The following is an 18,947-nucleotide window of genomic DNA, read 5'->3' as shown; positions in this document are numbered from 1 at the left end:
GCACTAGACCAGCTAGGTCTAAAGAACTAGGCCATCATTGCAGCGAACGGCATCAGGTCATGCTGCATTACCATCCAAGGCTAAGAATAATCACGCTCTGGAACCTGAGTGGTGTGAGGGATTGTGCAAAATCGGCAATAACGATCGGCAATAACGCGATGACTTTTTGAGGAAGAAGGTGCTATGGCAGATGCGCTTGTTTCAAGAATTTTTTCGTATGTCGATACGTCACACAATTCATAAATTACATGACAGGTCGTGAAGAGGAGGTAACCAGGACAGCATAAAAAAAACCTCCATTGTCAGACAACAATGGAGGAAAGGTGAGATCTAAAAATATGTCGCTCAACAAGGCATTTCTGCACCTTTACGTGAGTAATACCACCAGGTAATCGCCATGCAACTGATGTAAAAGGCGATGAACACATACAGCGCCATATCTGGTGCGCCTGTCATTCTGATGGAGGTACCAAAACTCTGCGGAATGAAAAAACCACCGTACGCACCAATCGCACCAGAGAAGCCGAGTACTGCAGCGGATTCTTTAGCCGCATCCAGCCGCGCCTGCTTCAATGCCGCATCACTTTGCCCTGCGACAGCACGCTCTCTTTCTGTCATGAAAATAATCGGGATCATGCAGAAGGTGGAACCATTACCCAATCCTGTCAGGATGAACATACCAATGAAGGACAACAAGAAAATCATAAACTGATGTTCATGTAATGCTGGCAATATACCCAGCACAATCACGGCCACCATCGCAGCAAATACCCACAAAGTCAGGCGTGCGCCACCGATTTTGTCAGAAATCATGCCGCCGACCGGGCGAGCAAGTGCACCTGCCAGAGGTCCGAGAAATGCAAATTTGGCGACATCGACTTCTGGAAACTGCGCTTTGATCAACATCGCAAACCCAGCTGAAAAGCCAATAAATGAACCAAATGTACCGATATATAACCAGCACATCAGCCAATTATGTTTCCGCTTAAAAATCACTGCCTGATCCGCAAATGACGCTTTAGCAGAGGCAATATCGTTCATGCCAAACCAGGCAGCCAGTGTGGCAGCAACAATAAATGGCACCCAGATAAAACCCGCATTCGACAACCAGAACATTTTATCGGCGTTGGTTTTAACATTATGAAACAGGTAACCGTCACCAGAGATCACCGCGCCAAACATGGCGGAGGAAATAACCAGCGGCGTCAAGAATTGCACAACCGAAACTCCCAGATTACCGATACCAGCATTCATCCCGGTTGCGTAGCCTTTACGCGATTTTGGGAAAAAGAAACTGATATTCGACATACTGGAACTAAAATTACCGCCACCAAATCCACACAGCAAGGCCAACACCAACAAGGTGGAATAACTGGTTGTTGGATCTTGTAATGCTATTCCCATGCCTATCGCAGGAATCAACAGGGTGGCGGTGGACAAGGCGGTCCATTTACGACCACCAAAAACAGGAACGAGAAAGGAATAAAAAATTCTAAGTGTTGCACCGGACAAAGCTGGCAACGCAGTCAGGAAAAATAACTGATCTTTCGTAAAATGAAATCCTGCCTTATCCAGATTGGCAGCGACCACACTCCATAACATCCATACAGAGAAGGCCAGCATCAGACAGGGAATCGATATCCACAAATTGCGGTTCGCAATGCCACTGCCTTCTTTCGTCCAGAAATCGCTGTTCTCTGGCTCCCATCGCGTTAATACATGACTCATGTTGTACTCCTTTTCAATAATCGGTAGATCACGGCTCAGACAGGCAATACAGCTTGGGCAGCCAGCATGCCTTCTCTGCGAAACTGGAAGTGCATCCATACCAAAGAGACACATACCGTTCCATAAAGCAGCATGAAGCAGGAGCTGCGCACGCCAGTGATATCAACAATCGCGCCGAACAGAATAGGCAAGATAAATCCGCCCAGACCACCAGCAAGACCAACGACACCGGACACCGCGCCAATATTGCTGCTGTAATCATCTGAAATAAATTTAAAGACTGATGCCTTGCCAACTGCCATCGCAATACCCACGACAAACAGAATCGACGTAAACAGCACAGGGGTCAGACCGATATGGAATGTTTGCATGCCATTGATGGTTTTAATGCTGAAATCCGTTTGTGGATAAGACAACAGAAAGAATGCTACCCAGCACACCCACATCACCCACCATGTGACTTTATAAGCACCATATTTGTCAGATAACCAGCCACCAAACGCGCGCAATACGCCACCTGGCAAAGAAAAGCAGGCTGCCAGCAGAGCCGCGCTCTTGATATCAAAACCGTATTCAGTCACGTAGTATTTGACCATCCACAAACTCAGCCCGACATACCCACCGAAAACAACCGAGTAATACTGGCAGTAGCGCCAGACTTTCGGGTCTTTCAGCATTTTCAACTGCGCCAGAAAACTGATATTCGATTTGACGTTATGGCTGGGATCAGTCGCAGAAAACACCCAGAAAATCAGTGCGGCTGACAACATCATGACGGCATAGACTTTGGGTACCAAAGTCCAGCCAGCCGCAGCGATCAAGACTGGCGCAATAAACTTGTTGACTGCGGCACCAGAGTTACCCGCACCAAAAATTCCCATTGCCAGACCCTGACGTTCTTTCTTGAACCAGCGTGCAACATAAGGAGTACCTACAGAAAATGAACCTCCGGCCAGACCGACAAATAAGCCCAGTACCAGAAAATGCCAGTAAGTAGTTGCATAGCTGATCAGATAAATAGGTAGCACTGTTGATAGCATCAGCAGGAACAGCACAATGCGACCACCAAAACGATCGGTCCAGATGCCGAGTGGTACGCGTATCAACGAGCCAGTCAGAACGGGCATTGCCGTCAGCAGGCCAAATTCTGTTTCGTTCAGATGCAAACTGGCCTTGATCGGGATACCGATCACACCAAACATCATCCAGATCGTAAAACACACGGTAAAAGCCAGGGTACTGGCCCCCAGCACCGAGTAGGCTTTGCCTTCACTTGCCATGATCAACTCCTGTTGCTTTTATAGGTGCTATAAGCTTAAGGAGTGTGGGGTTATTTAGAAATTCGCCTGAAGGTCAACTCTTCTAAGGCAAAAGGATGGGGAGGCTAGCCGAAAGAACTAGATACGTGATCATTGATGATGAAAAATCAGGTAGCGGATTACATTGAACCAAAGATGAAAATTGATCTATATCAATACGCCCGAATGCTGAACCGTATAAACCTTGCTTCATTTTTAAGCATAGATGAAATCAGAAAGCCTGCCCTATGTTATATTCCGGTCAAACTCACATCATCGATGTCAGTATTGGCAGTATCCATACCAGGAAGGCAACTCGGTCGATTGGAGTTACTCTCCTTATTTACAGAATCAGATTATTTCATATCAACAGAAAGCAGCAATGAGTCACAAATTAAGTATCGATGAATACGATGCGCTGGAACAAGTCAGCAAGCTCGCCAAGATGGCAAAACCAAGCGCCTGCATCAGCCGGAATGCCAAACGCCTGACAGGTATCAAATTACTTACCTATCGCAAAGATGGCACACTGGAGTTGACTGAAAATGGGCGTCAGACGCTATTCATCAAGCAATGCATTGATGGTCTGCGCGCCATTGCCAATAATCCGGAAGTAGTACTATCCGGCACAGTGGCGACCTTTCTCGGCAAAAAGGGACATGTGATGCAAAATGAAGAAACAGGACGTCTGGAAATCAGCCCGCGTGGTCGTGAGTGTCTTGCGGATATTGACGCGAATATCATCAATAAATAATTCACGGACAGCAGAGCTCACGCTGCAGCCCGCAGCGCTGACGTCCACTCAGACGGTAGCAGACCGGTGCTGCCGTCCACTCCAGACAGCGGGCAGCAAACTCAGAAGAATCAGCAACAGCACGCTGGCGTTACCAAACAGAAGATAGGGTGTTTTTCCTGAACGCCCCTGCACTGTTGCATGTAAAGTTCCACGCGTCAGCGGCAACAGCTGGTCAATAACAACACCATGAATATCAATCACTGCCGTAGCGCCGGTATTGGTTGCCCGCAGCATGGGACGTCCGGTTTCCAGTACACGCATCTGAGATATCTGCAAATGCTGATCAATCGCAATCGAATCGCCATACCATGCCAGATTTGAGGTATTGAGCAACATATTTGCCACCGGTCCACCTGCTGAAATCTGTGCCGACAATTGCTGCGCAATTTCTTCTCCGAACAAATCTTCATAACAGATATTTGGCATGACCGACTGATCACGCACCTGCATCGGCGCCTGCATCAAGCCCGCACTGGAGAAATCTCCGAGTGGGATATGCAGCATATCAACAAACCACCGGAAGCCGAAAGGAACAAATTCGCCAAACGGTACCAGATGATGTTTGTCGTAGCGATACGCCCGCTGCTGGTGCAGTGGGGAGAATCCCAGTACGCTGTTTGAGTAGCGCTGACCGCCATCATGGACACCAAGGCCCAACACCACCGCGCTATGCGTCTGCTGTGCAAAAGCATTGATCATGGGCAGGTAATCAACGGGTAATTGGGAAGACAACACCGGCAATGCGGTCTCTGGTGTGACAACCAGATCAGCAGGCGCTGCAAGAATCATGTCGTGATACAGACTCAGCGATTCGACAATATGATCCGGGTCGAATTTCATATCCTGAGCGACATTCCCCTGCAACAAACTCACGCTCAAGGAGTGTCCGTACGGCAGAGTCCATTCTATTTTTCCCAAAGCCCATCCGGCAATGAACAGGCACAAGGCTATTACCAGAGGAAATGCTTTTTTTCTGACGATCATTGTGCTGGCACACATTCCTGCAATCAACGCATTCAGCCACGATAATCCCAGTACGCCGAACACCGGAGCGAATCCAGCCAGCGGACTTGCGGTATGGGCATAGCCGGAAATAACCCAGGGAAAGCCGGTCAGCAGCCAGATGCGCAGCCACTCAGCCAGAGTCCAGGCAGCAGGCAGGACAAGCAACACAAATACGGTTGAAGTGAAATGCCAGCGTTGCCTGAGCCACTGAGCCAACCATACCAGCAGTCCCGCATACGATCCGAGGAACGCTGCCAGCAGGCTCACCGCCAGCAAAGCGACTGGCATAGGCAAACCGCCATAACGTGTCAGCGCAATCAGTAACCAACTGACACTGGTCGATAGCCAGGCAAAGCTGTATGACCACGCCAACCACATGGATTGACGCTGCGTGAATGCCGATGTTCCCTCGCGCGCCAACAATGAAAACAGTAACATCAGGCCAGCTATCTGTAGTGGCCAACAATGAAAGGGGGCAAAAGAAAACACGTTCAACCCACCTGCAATGAGCATCAGCAGGATGGACGAACGGTAAGACAACGATAACAGGAAAGGCTTCTCCTGTTTATTCATCGGAGAATGATGCTGGCAATTGCTCAACCAGAAGCATCTGCACCTGGCGCGCATCAGCTCGCAAGACTTCAAACCGCAGATTACCGATATCGAATTCATCCCCCTTGTGTGGAACACGTCCAAGGTGGCTGGCGACGTATCCACCTATCGTATCAACGTCTTCATCGGATAAGGAAGTTCCCAGCACGGTGTTGAACTGCTCGATTTCTGTCAGGCCTTTGACACGCCAGCGTTGATGTATGTCCTTACTATCGAGGACCAGAATGTTATCTTCTTCTTCGTCGAAGTCATACTCATCCTCAATGTCACCAACGATCTGTTCAAGTACATCCTCAATCGTAATAAGCCCTGCCACACCACCATATTCGTCAACGACCATCGCAATATGATTGCGGTTAGCACGGAAATCACGCAACAGGATATTCAGCCGTTTTGACTCAGGAATATAAATCACCGGGCGCAACATGTCGCGGACCTCAAATACTTCTTCCGCGTAGTAGCGTAATAAGTCTTTTGCAAGCAAGATGCCAACGACTTTATCGCGGTCGCCATCAATCGCCGGAAAACGAGAATGCGCGGTCGATAACACTTCGGGCATCCATTCTTCTATCGGCTTGGAGATATCAATCACGTCCATCTGGGAGCGTGGAATCATGATGTCGCGGGCGGACAAATCAGACACCTGAAATACGCCCTCGATCATTGCCAAAGCATCAGCATCGATCAGATTACGTTCTTGCGCATCGTGCAATACTTCCAGCAGTTCAGCGCGGTTCTCAGGTTCGGGAGAAATCAATGCGGTCAATCGTTCAAACAAAGACCGATGGGGTTTAAGGTCAGATGATCTGACCTTACTAGAGTGCTCTTGCATAGTGGGCGTAACGCCGTTGTTTCAATCCTACAGAATACAACAAAGTGCGTCATTTCCAAAATTTTGTTGGTTTTTAAGTAGAAAATACGACGAAAAACAATGATTTATACGCTTCTGGCAGTATTGTCTGAATCCTCGGAACAACCATACGCCTCCATCTTGCTGATGGCTTAAAGTTCATCCGGTTCCGGCTCTGGAACCTCTTCAGAATCATGAAACCGCTCATAATGAATCTTCGGGGTACGATTACTGGCGCCAGAAAAAATATCGACATACCGGTGATTCCAGCGAATCAGGTTGCAGGGATAGTAATGTCTGGCACGCTGAGTCTGGCTAGTGGTATCGTCCACGCCTTCCACACTCAGTATCAGTGCTGCCTGCATGGCCTTGAGCGATTCGGGGGTATGTCCATACAAAGGACTGTCGGCATCGATCACATGAATAACCGTCCATCCCAATACAAAAATGGGGTGCTGTTCACGCTCAAGTTTCATATCGACGATTTTGCGAAAACTCCCCATCGTCGGTGAAACCTCATTTTTCATCAGCCTCAGTTTTGCAGAGGCTTCGCTGATAATATTCATACGGGCATTCGCCATACGAATCAACAGCACACGACGACCTTCAGATACATGACTTACGGGATGGTCTGCAAAAATAATACTGGATCGCGGCCTGGAAAACCGCGCAAACATGACGCCGGTAATCAACGCGACACTGGCCATGCCAACAAAAATCTCTATCGTGGCAATACTGTGCCCGTACACCGTCTGCGGATGCATGTCACCGTAACCGACAGTCGCCAGTGTTTCAACACTGAAGAAAAAAATACCCAGAAAATTATCTGGCGTCAGGTTGCCAATCGGGTGATCGCCTAAAGAATATAAGCCGGCAAAAAGAACATTAAACAAGACAAAGACGATAGCGACTGCAGCAAAAAATACCGGCCAACTGGAGGTCATCGAATAATAATAAATATCTTGCCAGAACTGGGTGCGCAGTCCATAGGCGACAACATCTCGGCCACCCATGTTAATTCGTCGTCCGCGCCTTGGTTTTCGCAATATGCTTGCCATGTCGGCGCTCCACTATGCGCTAGGGTAAATAAGTCGATATAGGTCGATGAAATGCATGCAGGGTCTTTTCCCGGGATTCAGGAATAATGCCAACCAGACATCAGACTCTGCAACGGCAATTGTTTAAAGATAAGGATTGGCCAATCCCAGCGCTGCCAGAATTTGGATCTCCAGTGCTTCCATTTCTTCGGCTTCTTCATCAGTTTCGTGATCATAACCCTGCGCATGCAACACACCATGCACAATCAGATGGCGAGCATGATCTGTGACTGATTTTTTCTGTTCCTGTGCTTCTGTCTGCAGAACATCCGTACACAAAATAATGTCTGCCTGAGTGACTTCGGCATCTTCATCTTCGGTGTAGGCAAAGGTCAGCACGTTGGTTGCATAGTCTTTCCCACGATAGTCGCGGTTCAGAACGCGCCCCTCTTCCGCATCAACAAAGCGCAGCGTTAACTCGGCAGGAAAATACAAGGCAGCCTGTACTGTTTTACGTAACAGAGGACGCGGCAATAGCTCCTGCAAACGTGTATCAGCATATTGCACGGAGAGGGAGAGTTTGGGTGTTGGATTATTTTTTGCGACCATGATGAGCATTCAGATGTGTAGCATTTTTTAGCAGACCGATAGCAGCACTGTGCTCGCTGGCACTGACATTAGCGGCTTCATAAGCATCGACGATACGCCCGACCAGAGGGTGGCGCACGACGTCCGCACTACTAAACTGCGTAAAAGCAATCCCACGTACATCGTGCAATATCTGACACGCATCAATCAGGCCACTTTTTTGTCCGCGCTGTAAATCTACCTGAGTAGTATCGCCGGTCACGACTGCTTTACTGCCGAAACCTATGCGCGTCAAAAACATTTTCATCTGTTCAGGAGTCGTGTTTTGCGCCTCATCCAGAATGATGAAGGCATGATTGAGTGTGCGTCCACGCATGTAAGCCAGAGGCGCAATTTCTATCGCCTGTTTCTCAAACATTTTCTGGGTGCGATCAAACCCCAGCAAGTCATACAAAGCATCGTATAAGGGGCGCAAATAAGGATCGACCTTCTGTGCCAGATCGCCAGGCAAAAAGCCCAGTCGCTCCCCGGCCTCCACTGCGGGGCGTGTCAGTACAATACGCTTGACGGCATCACGTTCCAGTGCATCAACAGCACAGGCAACCGCGAGATAGGTTTTACCCGTACCTGCCGGGCCAATACCAAAGGTAATATCGTGCTCGACAATGGCTTTCAGATATTGGTTCTGGTGCGGTGTGCGGCCACGCAGATCGGCACGGCGTGTTTTTAATACCGGGCTTTCAATTACTTCTGGCTCGTCGTTTTCAGCGATATCAACAACCGCTCGCGATTTTGCATGAGTCGCTTCTTTGACGACAGGTTTGGCAGAATGATTCGCACGCTGCTCCACCAACGCCAGTTGAACTTCATCGATCGAAATCACTTTTTTCGCCAGCGCGTAAAAATGCTCCAGTAAGGCCTGTGCACGCTCGCCATTGTGACCGCTGATAATGAATTTCTCTCCACGACGAAAAATGGTGACATCCAGCGCCGCAGAAATCTGACGTAGATTTTCATCAAGTGGTCCGCACAAATTTGCCAGTCGGTGATTATCCAGAGGCTGCGGAATGAAATGAGATACAGGCACGGGAATGTTTGCCATTATGCTGCCACTGCCTCTTCGACTAATTCGCCACGTAAAGAATAATTGTAGGACTCAGTAATGCGCGTATTGACCAGAGTACCGATCAATGACTGTGGTCCGGCAAAATTAACCACCCTGTTATTTTCTGTGCGCCCCTGTAACTCATTCGCATCTTTGACGGAAGGGCCTTCAACCAGAATGCGCTGTACCGTGCCGATCATGGCATTGCTGTATTTTTTAGTATTGGCATCGATCACTGCCTGCAAGTGTTGAAGCCGGCGCAGCTTCAGTTCTGCCGGAGTGTCATCTGCCAGATTAGCTGCTGGTGTGCCTGGACGTGGACTGAAAATAAAACTGAAACTATTGTCAAAGCCAACATCATCAATCAGCTTCATCAACGCGTTAAAGTCTTCATCTGTTTCGCCGGGAAAGCCGACAATGAAATCGGACGATACAGAAATATCAGGACGCACCTGCTTTAAGCGGCGCAATACCGATTTATATTCGATGGCGGTATAACCGCGCTTCATCGCTGACAAAATTCGGTCAGAACCGTGCTGTGCTGGCAGATACAGATGATTCACCAGTTTGGGAACCTTGGCATAACAATCGATCAAGCGTTGGGTAAATTCTTTAGGATGACTGGTCACAAAACGGATGCGCTCTATCTGTGGAAACTCTGCTATATATTCGATCAGCAAAGCAAAGTCGGCGATTTCGCCATCTTCCATCACACCGCGATAGGCATTCACGTTCTGTCCCAGCAAGGTGATTTCCTTCACGCCCTGCTCTGCCAGACCGGCCACTTCTGCCAGCACGTCTTCGAATCGACGTGACACTTCTTCGCCACGGGTGTAGGGAACGACACAATAACTGCAATATTTGCTGCAACCTTCCATGATCGATACAAACGCCGTCGCCCCCTCTACTTTCGCTGGCGGCATGTGGTCGAATTTTTCAATTTCAGGGAAACTGATATCGACCTGAGAGCGACCTGAGCTGCGGCGTGCGTCGATCAATTGTGGCAACCGGTGCAAGGTCTGCGGACCAAACACAACGTCAACGTAAGGTGCACGCTTGATGATCGCCTCACCTTCTTGCGAGGCGACGCAACCACCAACACCGATCAGTAAATCTGGCTTTTTACGCTTGAGCTCGCGCAAGCGGCCAAGATCAGAAAATACTTTTTCCGATGCTTTTTCGCGTACGCTACAGGTGTTGAGCAGAATGACATCTGCATCTTCGGGAGTATCCGTTTTCACCAGACCATCGGCTAGGTTCAATACATCGGCCATTTTGTCGGAGTCATACTCGTTCATCTGGCAGCCAAAGGTTTTGATAAAGACTTTTTTTTGCATAATCATTCTGAATTGTTCTGAAAAACTAGGTCTAAAACAGCTTAATAACTGATCGGATTTTGATGGATATTGATGAGTTCTATGGATTTTTAAACGGAATCGCTTTCCATACTTCTACTGGCGGCAGCACTTTGTCGATTTCTGCTTGCGTCAATATCCAGATTTTTTCGATATCGCCATAATTACTTTCCGTGTAATTCACAACGATATTGCTCGCGTTCAGGCTTCCGACGGTGACCATCAGGTTTTCTGTGGTGTAGATACGTAATCCTGGCGCAATATTTCTGATTTTTTTGTCCATCATCACATCGGGATAAGCAGACATATCCAGCACGCCACGCTTGGTATTCGCCGGAAAATTACGCGTCGCAGGCACTTGCGCCAACACGCTGGCACTGACGCCGGACAGCATCAGGAGCATAGCGGTACGGCGGGACAGCAGCTGATTCATAAACGTCGCCTTCTACAAATAAAGTAAAAAATTCAAATAAATCAATTACTTAAACGAAAAAACCAGAAAAAGACAAGAGCGCAAGTTTAACACAGAGCGCTTTCATCAACCAAAATGTGGAAATCTGGGATAATGGCAAAAAAAGAACGATGGAATACCGATGCACACCCGCTCTCCCCGCGCTGAAAAGCGCGATTTTGATACCCGTCATTTCCGTAATGCGCTGTCCCAGTTTGCTACTGGTGTGACTGTCATCACGACACGTCTCGAAGATGGCACTTTTCTTGGTCTGACCGCGAGTTCTTTCAACTCTGTCTCGCTTGATCCTCCGCTGATACTCTGGAGCCTGGGTAACACAGCCAACAGTATGCAGGTTTTCAGCGGTAATTCGCATTATGTCGTGAATATCCTGTCTGAAAAGCAGGCGTGGTTGGCGGAGCAATTTGCCAGTCGTAAAAAAGATCGTTTTGAAAACGTCGCATTTACCTTGTCGCGCACCGGTCATCCGATTTTAGAAGGTGCCTCGGCATGGTTTGAATGCCATAATCGCAGCCGTTATCCGGAAGGCGATCATGTGATTTTTGTGGGCGAAGTCGAACACTGCGAATTCACGCCACAAGCACCGCTGATTTTTCACTCAGGTCAGTTTTTACAGTCCATCTCTCATTCGCAATGACTATTCTCAATGCCGATGTCGTCGGCTACTTTGCCGCCTGCATGACAACCACCGCCTTTATTCCTCAAGCCTGGCTGACCTGGCGTCGCAAACGGGCCGAAGGTATTTCGCTGGGTATGTATATCATTCTGGTCAGCGGTGTTTTTCTATGGATGGTGTATGGGATTCTGTTGATGGCATGGCCGATTATCATTGCCAATAGCATTACACTCGGACTATCAACCTTCATTCTGGCAATGAAGCTGATCTACAAATAAAGTCGTGCCGGCGTTCTGCCTGCACATCGCTGCTGATTCTATGGTGATTCTCTGCTGATTGTCTGTCCGCATGTCCCGGCAAGACTGGATCTGCTTAGTAGATTTGCTTACTGAATCTATTTAGTAACTCTATCTGCTCAATCAGCAATGAACAGGCAATCAATAGACAATCAATTGAGGTAAGCAATTGGTTCTATCAATGACGTCATTAATCAGCACAGAGTGTCTGCACGATATGGCGGGAATCAAATGCTGCACGTCGCAAACGATCGTTGATACCTTGCCAGGCTTTGTCCTGCGGCAACGACTCCACCAGAATCACGTCGGCATGCGCATGATCCAGATCGCGTAACGCAGCGTATAGATCATGTGCGTAGGCAACAGGCTCCGCAGGCATCTGGCGATGTGCCAGCAGTTCGTCAGTAACGGTCTTCTGCATACTCATGACGGCGATTTTTTTATTCTTTGCGCATAATGTTGCAATCAAGGGCAAAAGCTCGGAAGCGGAAACCTGCGCAACAGGTGTCTGCGGCGCATAATGGGCGTCCAGAGTGCCCGAGGCACGTGGCGCTGTGGCATCCGGGCTGGCTGGCATGATTCCTGTCACTTCTGCCAGCTGCGCTGCGCTGATATGGCCAGGGCGCAACAATACCGGGCCATGCGTCGCCAGGCGGCTCAGATCAAGGATGGTTGACTCTATTCCGACCTCACTTTGCCCTCCATCAAGCACACTGGCAATCAATCCGCCTGGCAATATTTCTTGTGGAAATTCCTCTTCCACATGCTGCGCAGTCGTCGGGCTGACATGGCCGAATTTATTCGCAGACGGCGCAGCAATACCACCTTTGCCAGCTTTAAACGACGACAATAATGCCTGCGCAACAGGATGCGAAGGACAACGCAAACCAACAGTATCCTGCCCGCCTGAAACGGCATCTGGAATATGCGCAGCTCGTTTGACAATCAGGGTCAGAGGGCCGGGCCAGAATGCGTTAATCAGTTGTTCTGCCATTGGCGGAATATCCGACGCCCAATAATGAATATCGGCTCCGGGTGCCAGATGCACAATCACAGGATGATCGGAAGGACGCCCCTTGGCCTGATAAATACGCGCAACTGCGGCCGGATTTTCTGCATCGGCACCAAGGCCATAGACTGTTTCGGTAGGAAAAGCGACGAGGCGACCTGCTTCCAGTGCCTCTGCCGCTTCAGCAATGGCAGAAGCGGCAGAAGTGGTAGGGGCGACAACGCTCATACCTGCTCCGGTACGGCAATTCCCAGAATCAGGCAAGCCTGTGTCAGCGAAGACTGCGCCTGTTCCAGCGTCGGAGCAACGAAGGTGACATGCCCCATCTTACGTCCACGACGCGCCTCCGCCTTGCCATACAAATGTAACTTGGCACCCGGCAACGCCAGTACCTTGTCCCATGCCGGTGTGCGCGCAATATCCGAATGCACATCAAACCAGACATCGCCGAGAATATTGAGCATCGCGGCCGGAGAATGCTGGCGCACATCGCCCAGCGGCAATTGGGCCAATGCCAGAACTTGCTGTTCAAACTGACTGGTCACGCAGGCATCTATCGTGTAGTGCCCGCTATTATGTGGACGCGGTGCCATTTCATTGACAACCAGCGAGCCATCTTGCAAGACAAAAAATTCTATACACAATACACCGACATAGCCCAGTTCAGCGATGATGGCAAGCGCCGCTTTCTGGGCTTTATCCGCAATCTCATCCGACACATGTGGACTAGGAACGAGGGTCGTGAACAAGATACCATCGCGATGCACGTTTTCTGCAATCGGATAGACAACAGACTGACCATCAACACCGCGTGCCACCAGTACAGAGACTTCGTAGGCCAGGGGCAACATTTTTTCCAGTACGCAGACCTGCCCTTTCATGTCGGCAAAAGCAGCCGCCAGTTCTTCACGAGTTTTTACCCTGACTTGTCCTTTGCCATCGTAACCCATGCGGGCAGTTTTCAAGATGCCGGGAAATAAATCCTGCTTGGCACTGGCAACATCATTCTGGTTAGCAATTCCCCAGTGTGGGGCGGGATAAACACCCGTCTCTATGGCACAACGAGTAAAAAAATGCTTTTCGACCAGTCGATCCTGAGCAATGGAAACGCAAGCTGCGGCAGGCGCGACAAATCCGGTGTTTGCCAGAAAACTCAGGCTGCTGGCGGGGACATTTTCAAACTCAGTCGTCACGGAAGCCGCCAGCTTGCTCAAAGCCGCCAAGCCGTCTTCATTATCGTAATCTGCCTGCAAGTGATGATTGGCGACCTGAGCAGCCGGACAACCAGCCTCAGGCTCCAGCACAGCAACGCGATATCCCATAGACTGGGCAGCTTGCGCAAACATGCGTCCGAGCTGACCGCCCCCCATGATACCCAGCCAGCTTTGATCGGTATTGGGTAAGAGAGAATGCCGTTGGCGTACTTGCTTGTCGATAGTCATGATAGTCAAAATTGAAATAGTGCCAGATACTTTACTCTACCGTGGCATCAAAAATATGTGGAACAGGAGATACTCCCCCCTGAAAATTCAGTTATCCCGCCATTCCCCTGATATTACAAGGCACAGAAAAGCATACTATGGGGAGTATATAAACAGCTTATTTCGTTTACTGCGGGGCAACCAACATCATGTCTGGTCTGCTGCCATGTCAGCACAAAACAAATCTACTCTTGTAAAGCAGATAATCACTACAGCAAAAAATTCATCCATACGCGCATTGAAGCCATCTTCATTGAAGCCATCTTGATACACGCTTCAGCAGAGTGACAGCAGTGGGAATCCGTCAACCCATCGGATTGAAACTACTGCATCTGGCGTACGAATCAGCGCCACGAATCAGAGTTAAATCAACCTTCAAATCGATCCGCAAAGCAGTCTTTCATCAGCTTTCCAAACGCTACGGCGTAGGGGACAGGTATAGCATCCGGAATGACCGCGATTGATGAGCAAAGATCAATAACTTGTGACGACTGACTGATGAGCCATCGCTTATTCATGAGAGTTGATCAAAGAGCAAAAAGCCGCCATCGTCGTCTTCATTGCCATCGTTATCGTGGTTTTTGCTCATTTTTTGCTCATCGATTGCGCATCAAGAGGGTCGCCGTTAGTCTGGTGCTGGCAAACCCCTGTTAACCGCTTATACCGGCAACACCATGTCGCGTGCGACCTGTGTTTGCTTCGCCCGGAAATCCAACAGTTGTTGCGCCAGTGCATCATCCGTCGTCGCCAGCATGGCAATCGCTGCCAGTGCGGCATTCGCTGCGCCCGCTTCGCCAATCGCGAAGGTCGCCACCGGGATGCCTTTTGGCATCTGCACTATCGACAACAAAGAATCTTCGCCACGCAGATATTTGGATGGTACCGGCACACCAAACACCGGCACAATGGTTTTTGCTGCAATCATGCCAGGCAAATGTGCTGCACCACCGGCACCAGCGATGATGGCGCGAATTCCACGTTCACGCGCTGTTTCAGCATAGGTGAACATATCGTCGGGCATACGATGCGCTGAAACAACCTGCGCTTCAAACGGAATGCCAAACTCTTTCAGGATAGAAACGGCATTTTGCATGACGTCCCAATCCGAAGAGGAGCCCATCACAACACCAACAAGGACTTTATCTGCTTGTGCCATGCTCATGCCTTTAAGGTTTCGCCCGTCAGACGCTCAAGCGCTTCGCGGTACTTGGCTGCGGTTTTCTGCACAACATCATCCGGCAGACTTGGCGCAGGTGCCGTCTTGTTCCAGCTGGTAATAGTTTCCAGATAATCACGCACAAACTGCTTGTCAAAAGAAGGTGGCGAAATACCGGTTGCATACGAATCTGCAGGCCAGAAGCGTGACGAATCAGCCGTCAATACTTCATCCATCAGATGCAATACGCCGTTGTCATCCAGACCAAATTCAAACTTGGTATCAGCAATGATAATGCCACGTGTTGCGGCATATTCAGCGGCTTCCGAATACAGCTGGATACTGATATCACGGATCTTCGCTGCCAGTTCGGCACCAATACGCTGTTCCATTTCAGCATAGCTGATATTTTCATCGTGCTCGCCCATGTCAGCTTTGGCAGCCGGTGTGAAAATCGGCGCTGGCAATTTTGCCGCTTGTGGCAATCCGGCAGGCAATGTGATTCCGCAGATGGCGCCGCTATCCTGATAATCTTTCCAGCCAGAACCGATGATATAGCCGCGCACTACTGCTTCGACCATAATCGGCTTCAGGCGTTTTGCCACCACTGCACGACCACGAACCTGCTCCACCTCATCCGCCGCCACCACAGATTCCGGTGCAACGCCAGTCAGGTGATTTGGCACAATATGGCCAAGTTTTTCAAACCAGAAATTTGCCATCTGGTTCAACACACGACCTTTGTCCGGAATAGGTTCAGACATGATGACATCGAACGCGGATAAACGATCACTGGTCACGATCAGCAATTTGTCGTCGCCAACAGCGTAGTTATCACGAACTTTGCCACGGCCTAACAGAGGCAGGGAATGGAGTGTGGAGTTGATTTGGGTAGTCATGAGTTTTCAATACTTTTCTGGTACAACCATGTTGATTCTGCAAAAATGTTCAGGGCGCGATCGTTGCGCCCTGAAGGATCACATCAGCTTAGTTGACGATTTGAGCCAGCGTGCCTTTTTTGTACTGCTCGGCGATTTTTTCCAGTGCAACGGGTTTGATTTTTGCAGCCTGACCTTCGCAACCGAAAGACAGATAACGTGCTTTACAAACCAGTTTAGCGGCTTCACGTGCTGGTTTCAGATAGTCGCGAGGATCAAATTTACCTGGATTCTCTGCCATATAACGACGGATCGCACCAGTCATCGCCAGACGGATATCGGTATCGATGTTGATTTTACGTACACCATTCTGAATACCGATGATGATTTCTTCTACGGGTACACCGTAGGTTTCTTTCATGTCGCCGCCGAATTCACGGATTTCAGCCAGCAGTTCCTGAGGAACTGAAGAGGAACCGTGCATCACCAGATGTGTATTCGGAATACGCGCATGGATTTCTTTGATGCGGTCAATCGCCAGAATATCGCCAGTTGGCTTGCGAGAGAATTTGTACGCACCGTGGGAAGTACCGATCGCAATCGCCAGCGCGTCACATTGGGTTTGTTTCACAAAATCAGCCGCTTGCTGAACGTCAGTCAACAACTGTTCACGCGTCATTTTACCATCCGCGCCGTGACCGTCTTCTTTGTCGCCCATCATGGTTTCCAGGGAGCCAAGTACACCCAGTTCCGCTTCGACTGTCACGCCGATTGCATGAGAAAATTCCACTACCTTACGTGAAACTTCTACGTTGTATTCGTAACTGGCGACCGATTTGCCATCTTCCATCAAAGAACCATCCATCATCACGGATGTGAAACCGGACTTGATCGCTGCCATACACACGGCTGGCGACTGGCCATGATCCTGATGCATCACCACAGGAATGTGTGGATAAGCTTCGACTGCGGCTTCAATCAGATGGCGCAGAAACGCTTCACCTGCATATTTGCGAGCACCGGCAGATGCCTGCATGATCACGGGCGCGCCGACTTCATCAGCGGCTTGCATGATCGCAGTCACCTGTTCGAGGTTGTTAACGTTGAACGCTGGTAATCCGTAGCCGTTTTCGGCGGCGTGGTCCAGCAATTGACGCATGGATACGAGAGGCATAATAAACTCCAGAAGTACTATAAAAAAATCAGTTGTCGCCGACCTTGACGATTTTCATTGCATTTGTTCCGCCTACCTGTCCCATCGGCTCACCCCAGGTCACGACAATCATATCGCCCTGGTTGACAACGCCGTTTTCGAGCAAAACCGTTTCTGCCGATTTCAGCACCAGATCACGATCAGCAATCGATGGCAGGGTAAAAGTACGGACATTGCGATACAACGCGGCCTTACGCTGGGTAGCGACGCTCGGTGTCAGCGCAAACAAAGGCACATTAATACTATGACGACTCATCCACAATGCTGTGGAGCCAGATTCAGTCAATGCCACAATCGCCTTGACACCAAGATGATGCGCAGTAAACAGTGCGCCATAAGCAATTGACTGGTCAATACGGGTGAAGGTCAGATTTAAAAAATCAGCATCCAGTTTATATTCCTGGAATTTTTCCGCCTCAAGACAAATAGCAGACATCGCCTCTACTGTTTCGATAGGATATTTTCCGGACGCAGTTTCAGCCGAAGTCATCACCGCATCGGTGCCATCCAGCACGGCATTGGCAACGTCAGATACTTCAGCGCGCGTTGGCACGGCATTCACGATCATGGACTCCATCATCTGGGTCGCCGTGATGGCCAGTTTGTTGGACGCACGTGCCATTTTGATCATGCGCTTTTGCAAAGCAGGTACTGCCGCATTGCCAACTTCCACAGCCAGATCACCACGTGCAACCATGATGCCGTCAGATGCGTCCAGGATTTCTTGCAACAATGGAATAGCTTCTGCGCGCTCGATTTTAGCGATCATCATCGGCTTGTGATTATATGGCTCACCAGCAATATTCGATAACTGGCGCGCCATCTCCATGTCTGTCGCATTTTTAGGGAATGAAACGGCGATATAGTCTGCCTGGAAAGACATCGCTGTTTTGATGTCCTCCATATCTTTGGCGGTCAGTGCAGGAGCAGTCAACCCGCCCCCCTGTCGATTAATCCCTTTGTTATTCGACAGTTCCCCGCCGATTTTTGTGACGGTATGAATTTCGTTGCCGATAATTTTTTCGACTACCAGCACGATCAATCCATCGTTCAATAACAGAATATCGTGTGGTTTGACATCACGTGGCAACGCCTTGTAATCAAGCCCGACACGTTCCTGATTGCCCATGGTGCAATCAGCATCAAGAATGAATTTGTCACCATTCTCGATCTGGATACGATTGTGCTCAAATTTGCCGATCCGGATTTTAGGACCTTGCAAATCCGCCATAATCGCAACTTCCCGACCACAAGCCGCCGCCGCTTCACGCACCATACGGGCGCGTTCAATATGATCGTTCGCTTTACCATGCGAAAAATTCAGACGTACCACGTTCACGCCCGCGTGAATCATGCGAGTCAGCGTTTCCAGATCGTTGGAAGCGGGGCCTATCGTAGCAACTATCTTGGTGGCACGTAACATCTGGTCTCCTGAATTTTTATAGTGGCAAA

18 protein-coding genes are annotated in these 18,947 nt (G+C 49.4%); 3 read left to right on the top strand and 15 right to left on the bottom strand.

Annotated elements, in window-relative coordinates:
• Positions 1–345 precede the first annotated feature (345 nt).
• Both ACO0LB_RS01185 and ACO0LB_RS01180 read right to left on the bottom strand, forming a co-directional pair.
• Positions 346–1,728 (bottom strand): NarK family nitrate/nitrite MFS transporter, encoded by a 1,383-nt coding sequence (locus ACO0LB_RS01185; RefSeq protein ID WP_423045658.1) that lies wholly within the window; start codon positions 1,726–1,728, stop codon positions 346–348.
• Positions 1,729–1,763: 35 nt separating this feature from the next.
• Positions 1,764–3,008 carry an MFS transporter gene (locus ACO0LB_RS01180; protein WP_423045656.1) on the bottom strand — a complete coding sequence of 415 codons (1,245 nt, stop codon included), beginning with the start codon at positions 3,006–3,008 and terminating at the stop codon, positions 1,764–1,766.
• A 400-nt stretch (positions 3,009–3,408) separates the two neighbouring features.
• Here ACO0LB_RS01180 and ACO0LB_RS01175 point away from each other — a divergent pair, with 400 nt between their 5' ends.
• Positions 3,409–3,780, top strand: a complete 372-nt coding sequence (locus ACO0LB_RS01175) for a hypothetical protein (protein WP_423045654.1) — start codon at positions 3,409–3,411, stop codon at positions 3,778–3,780.
• A 48-nt stretch (positions 3,781–3,828) separates the two neighbouring features.
• Here ACO0LB_RS01175 and lnt read toward each other — a convergent pair whose 3' ends face one another.
• The 7 genes from lnt to ACO0LB_RS01140 form a co-directional block, all read right to left on the bottom strand.
• Positions 3,829–5,400 carry an apolipoprotein N-acyltransferase gene (gene lnt, locus ACO0LB_RS01170; protein ID WP_423045652.1) on the bottom strand — a complete coding sequence of 524 codons (1,572 nt, stop codon included), beginning with the start codon at positions 5,398–5,400 and terminating at the stop codon, positions 3,829–3,831.
• Positions 5,393–6,271, bottom strand: coding sequence for an HlyC/CorC family transporter (locus ACO0LB_RS01165; RefSeq protein ID WP_423045651.1), 879 nt, complete (start codon positions 6,269–6,271; stop codon positions 5,393–5,395). The genes lnt and ACO0LB_RS01165 overlap by 8 nt, the downstream gene beginning before the upstream one ends.
• A 170-nt stretch (positions 6,272–6,441) precedes the next feature.
• On the bottom strand, positions 6,442–7,347 hold the full coding sequence (locus tag ACO0LB_RS01160; RefSeq protein WP_423045649.1) for an ion channel: 906 nt from the start codon (positions 7,345–7,347) through the stop codon (positions 6,442–6,444).
• 123 nt (positions 7,348–7,470) lie between these two features.
• Positions 7,471–7,935, bottom strand: a complete 465-nt coding sequence (gene ybeY, locus ACO0LB_RS01155) for an rRNA maturation RNase YbeY (protein WP_423045647.1) — start codon at positions 7,933–7,935, stop codon at positions 7,471–7,473.
• Positions 7,919–9,016: a PhoH family protein gene (locus tag ACO0LB_RS01150; protein ID WP_423045645.1), complete on the bottom strand. Its 1,098-nt coding sequence runs from the start codon at positions 9,014–9,016 to the stop codon at positions 7,919–7,921. Before ACO0LB_RS01150 ends, ybeY begins: the two co-directional genes overlap by 17 nt.
• Positions 9,016–10,356 carry a tRNA (N6-isopentenyl adenosine(37)-C2)-methylthiotransferase MiaB gene (gene miaB / locus ACO0LB_RS01145; RefSeq protein WP_423045644.1) on the bottom strand — a complete coding sequence of 447 codons (1,341 nt, stop codon included), beginning with the start codon at positions 10,354–10,356 and terminating at the stop codon, positions 9,016–9,018. The genes ACO0LB_RS01150 and miaB overlap by 1 nt, the downstream gene beginning before the upstream one ends.
• 79 nt (positions 10,357–10,435) lie before the next feature.
• Positions 10,436–10,807 (bottom strand): hypothetical protein, encoded by a 372-nt coding sequence (locus tag ACO0LB_RS01140; RefSeq protein WP_423045642.1) that lies wholly within the window; start codon positions 10,805–10,807, stop codon positions 10,436–10,438.
• Between the two features lie 160 nt (positions 10,808–10,967).
• Between ACO0LB_RS01140 and ACO0LB_RS01135 the strand changes: the two genes are divergently transcribed.
• Positions 10,968–11,483, top strand: a complete 516-nt coding sequence (locus tag ACO0LB_RS01135; RefSeq protein WP_423045639.1) for a flavin reductase family protein — start codon at positions 10,968–10,970, stop codon at positions 11,481–11,483.
• Positions 11,480–11,740, top strand: a complete 261-nt coding sequence (locus ACO0LB_RS01130; protein ID WP_423045636.1) for a SemiSWEET transporter — start codon at positions 11,480–11,482, stop codon at positions 11,738–11,740. The genes ACO0LB_RS01135 and ACO0LB_RS01130 overlap by 4 nt, the downstream gene beginning before the upstream one ends.
• Positions 11,741–11,948: 208 nt before the next feature.
• Here the strand turns inward: ACO0LB_RS01130 and ACO0LB_RS01125 are convergent, their stop codons facing one another.
• From ACO0LB_RS01125 to pyk, 6 genes are all read right to left on the bottom strand, one after another.
• On the bottom strand, positions 11,949–12,995 hold the full coding sequence (locus ACO0LB_RS01125; RefSeq protein ID WP_423045634.1) for an L-threonylcarbamoyladenylate synthase: 1,047 nt from the start codon (positions 12,993–12,995) through the stop codon (positions 11,949–11,951).
• A complete protein-coding gene (locus ACO0LB_RS01120; protein WP_423045632.1) occupies positions 12,992–14,209 on the bottom strand; it encodes a 5-(carboxyamino)imidazole ribonucleotide synthase in 1,218 nt (405 codons plus the stop codon). Before ACO0LB_RS01120 ends, ACO0LB_RS01125 begins: the two co-directional genes overlap by 4 nt.
• 697 nt (positions 14,210–14,906) lie before the next feature.
• A complete protein-coding gene (gene purE, locus ACO0LB_RS01115) occupies positions 14,907–15,404 on the bottom strand; it encodes a 5-(carboxyamino)imidazole ribonucleotide mutase (RefSeq protein ID WP_423045630.1) in 498 nt (165 codons plus the stop codon).
• Between the two features lie 2 nt (positions 15,405–15,406).
• Positions 15,407–16,303 (bottom strand): phosphoribosylaminoimidazolesuccinocarboxamide synthase, encoded by an 897-nt coding sequence (locus tag ACO0LB_RS01110; protein ID WP_423045628.1) that lies wholly within the window; start codon positions 16,301–16,303, stop codon positions 15,407–15,409.
• An 88-nt stretch (positions 16,304–16,391) separates the two neighbouring features.
• Positions 16,392–17,456: a class II fructose-bisphosphate aldolase gene (fba, locus tag ACO0LB_RS01105; RefSeq protein ID WP_423045626.1), complete on the bottom strand. Its 1,065-nt coding sequence runs from the start codon at positions 17,454–17,456 to the stop codon at positions 16,392–16,394.
• A 28-nt stretch (positions 17,457–17,484) separates the two neighbouring features.
• The gene (pyk, locus tag ACO0LB_RS01100; protein WP_423045625.1) at positions 17,485–18,918 is read right to left on the bottom strand and encodes a pyruvate kinase; all 1,434 of its coding nucleotides are present in this window, start codon (positions 18,916–18,918) and stop codon (positions 17,485–17,487) included.
• Positions 18,919–18,947 lie beyond the last annotated feature (29 nt).

Origin of the sequence: Undibacterium sp. SXout7W (genome assembly GCF_049339385.1) — a bacterium.
Classification (GTDB): Bacteria; Pseudomonadota; Gammaproteobacteria; order Burkholderiales; family Burkholderiaceae_D; genus Undibacterium.
Note: the sequence above shows the minus strand (reverse complement) of the source record. Positions and strands in the feature narration are given on the sequence as shown.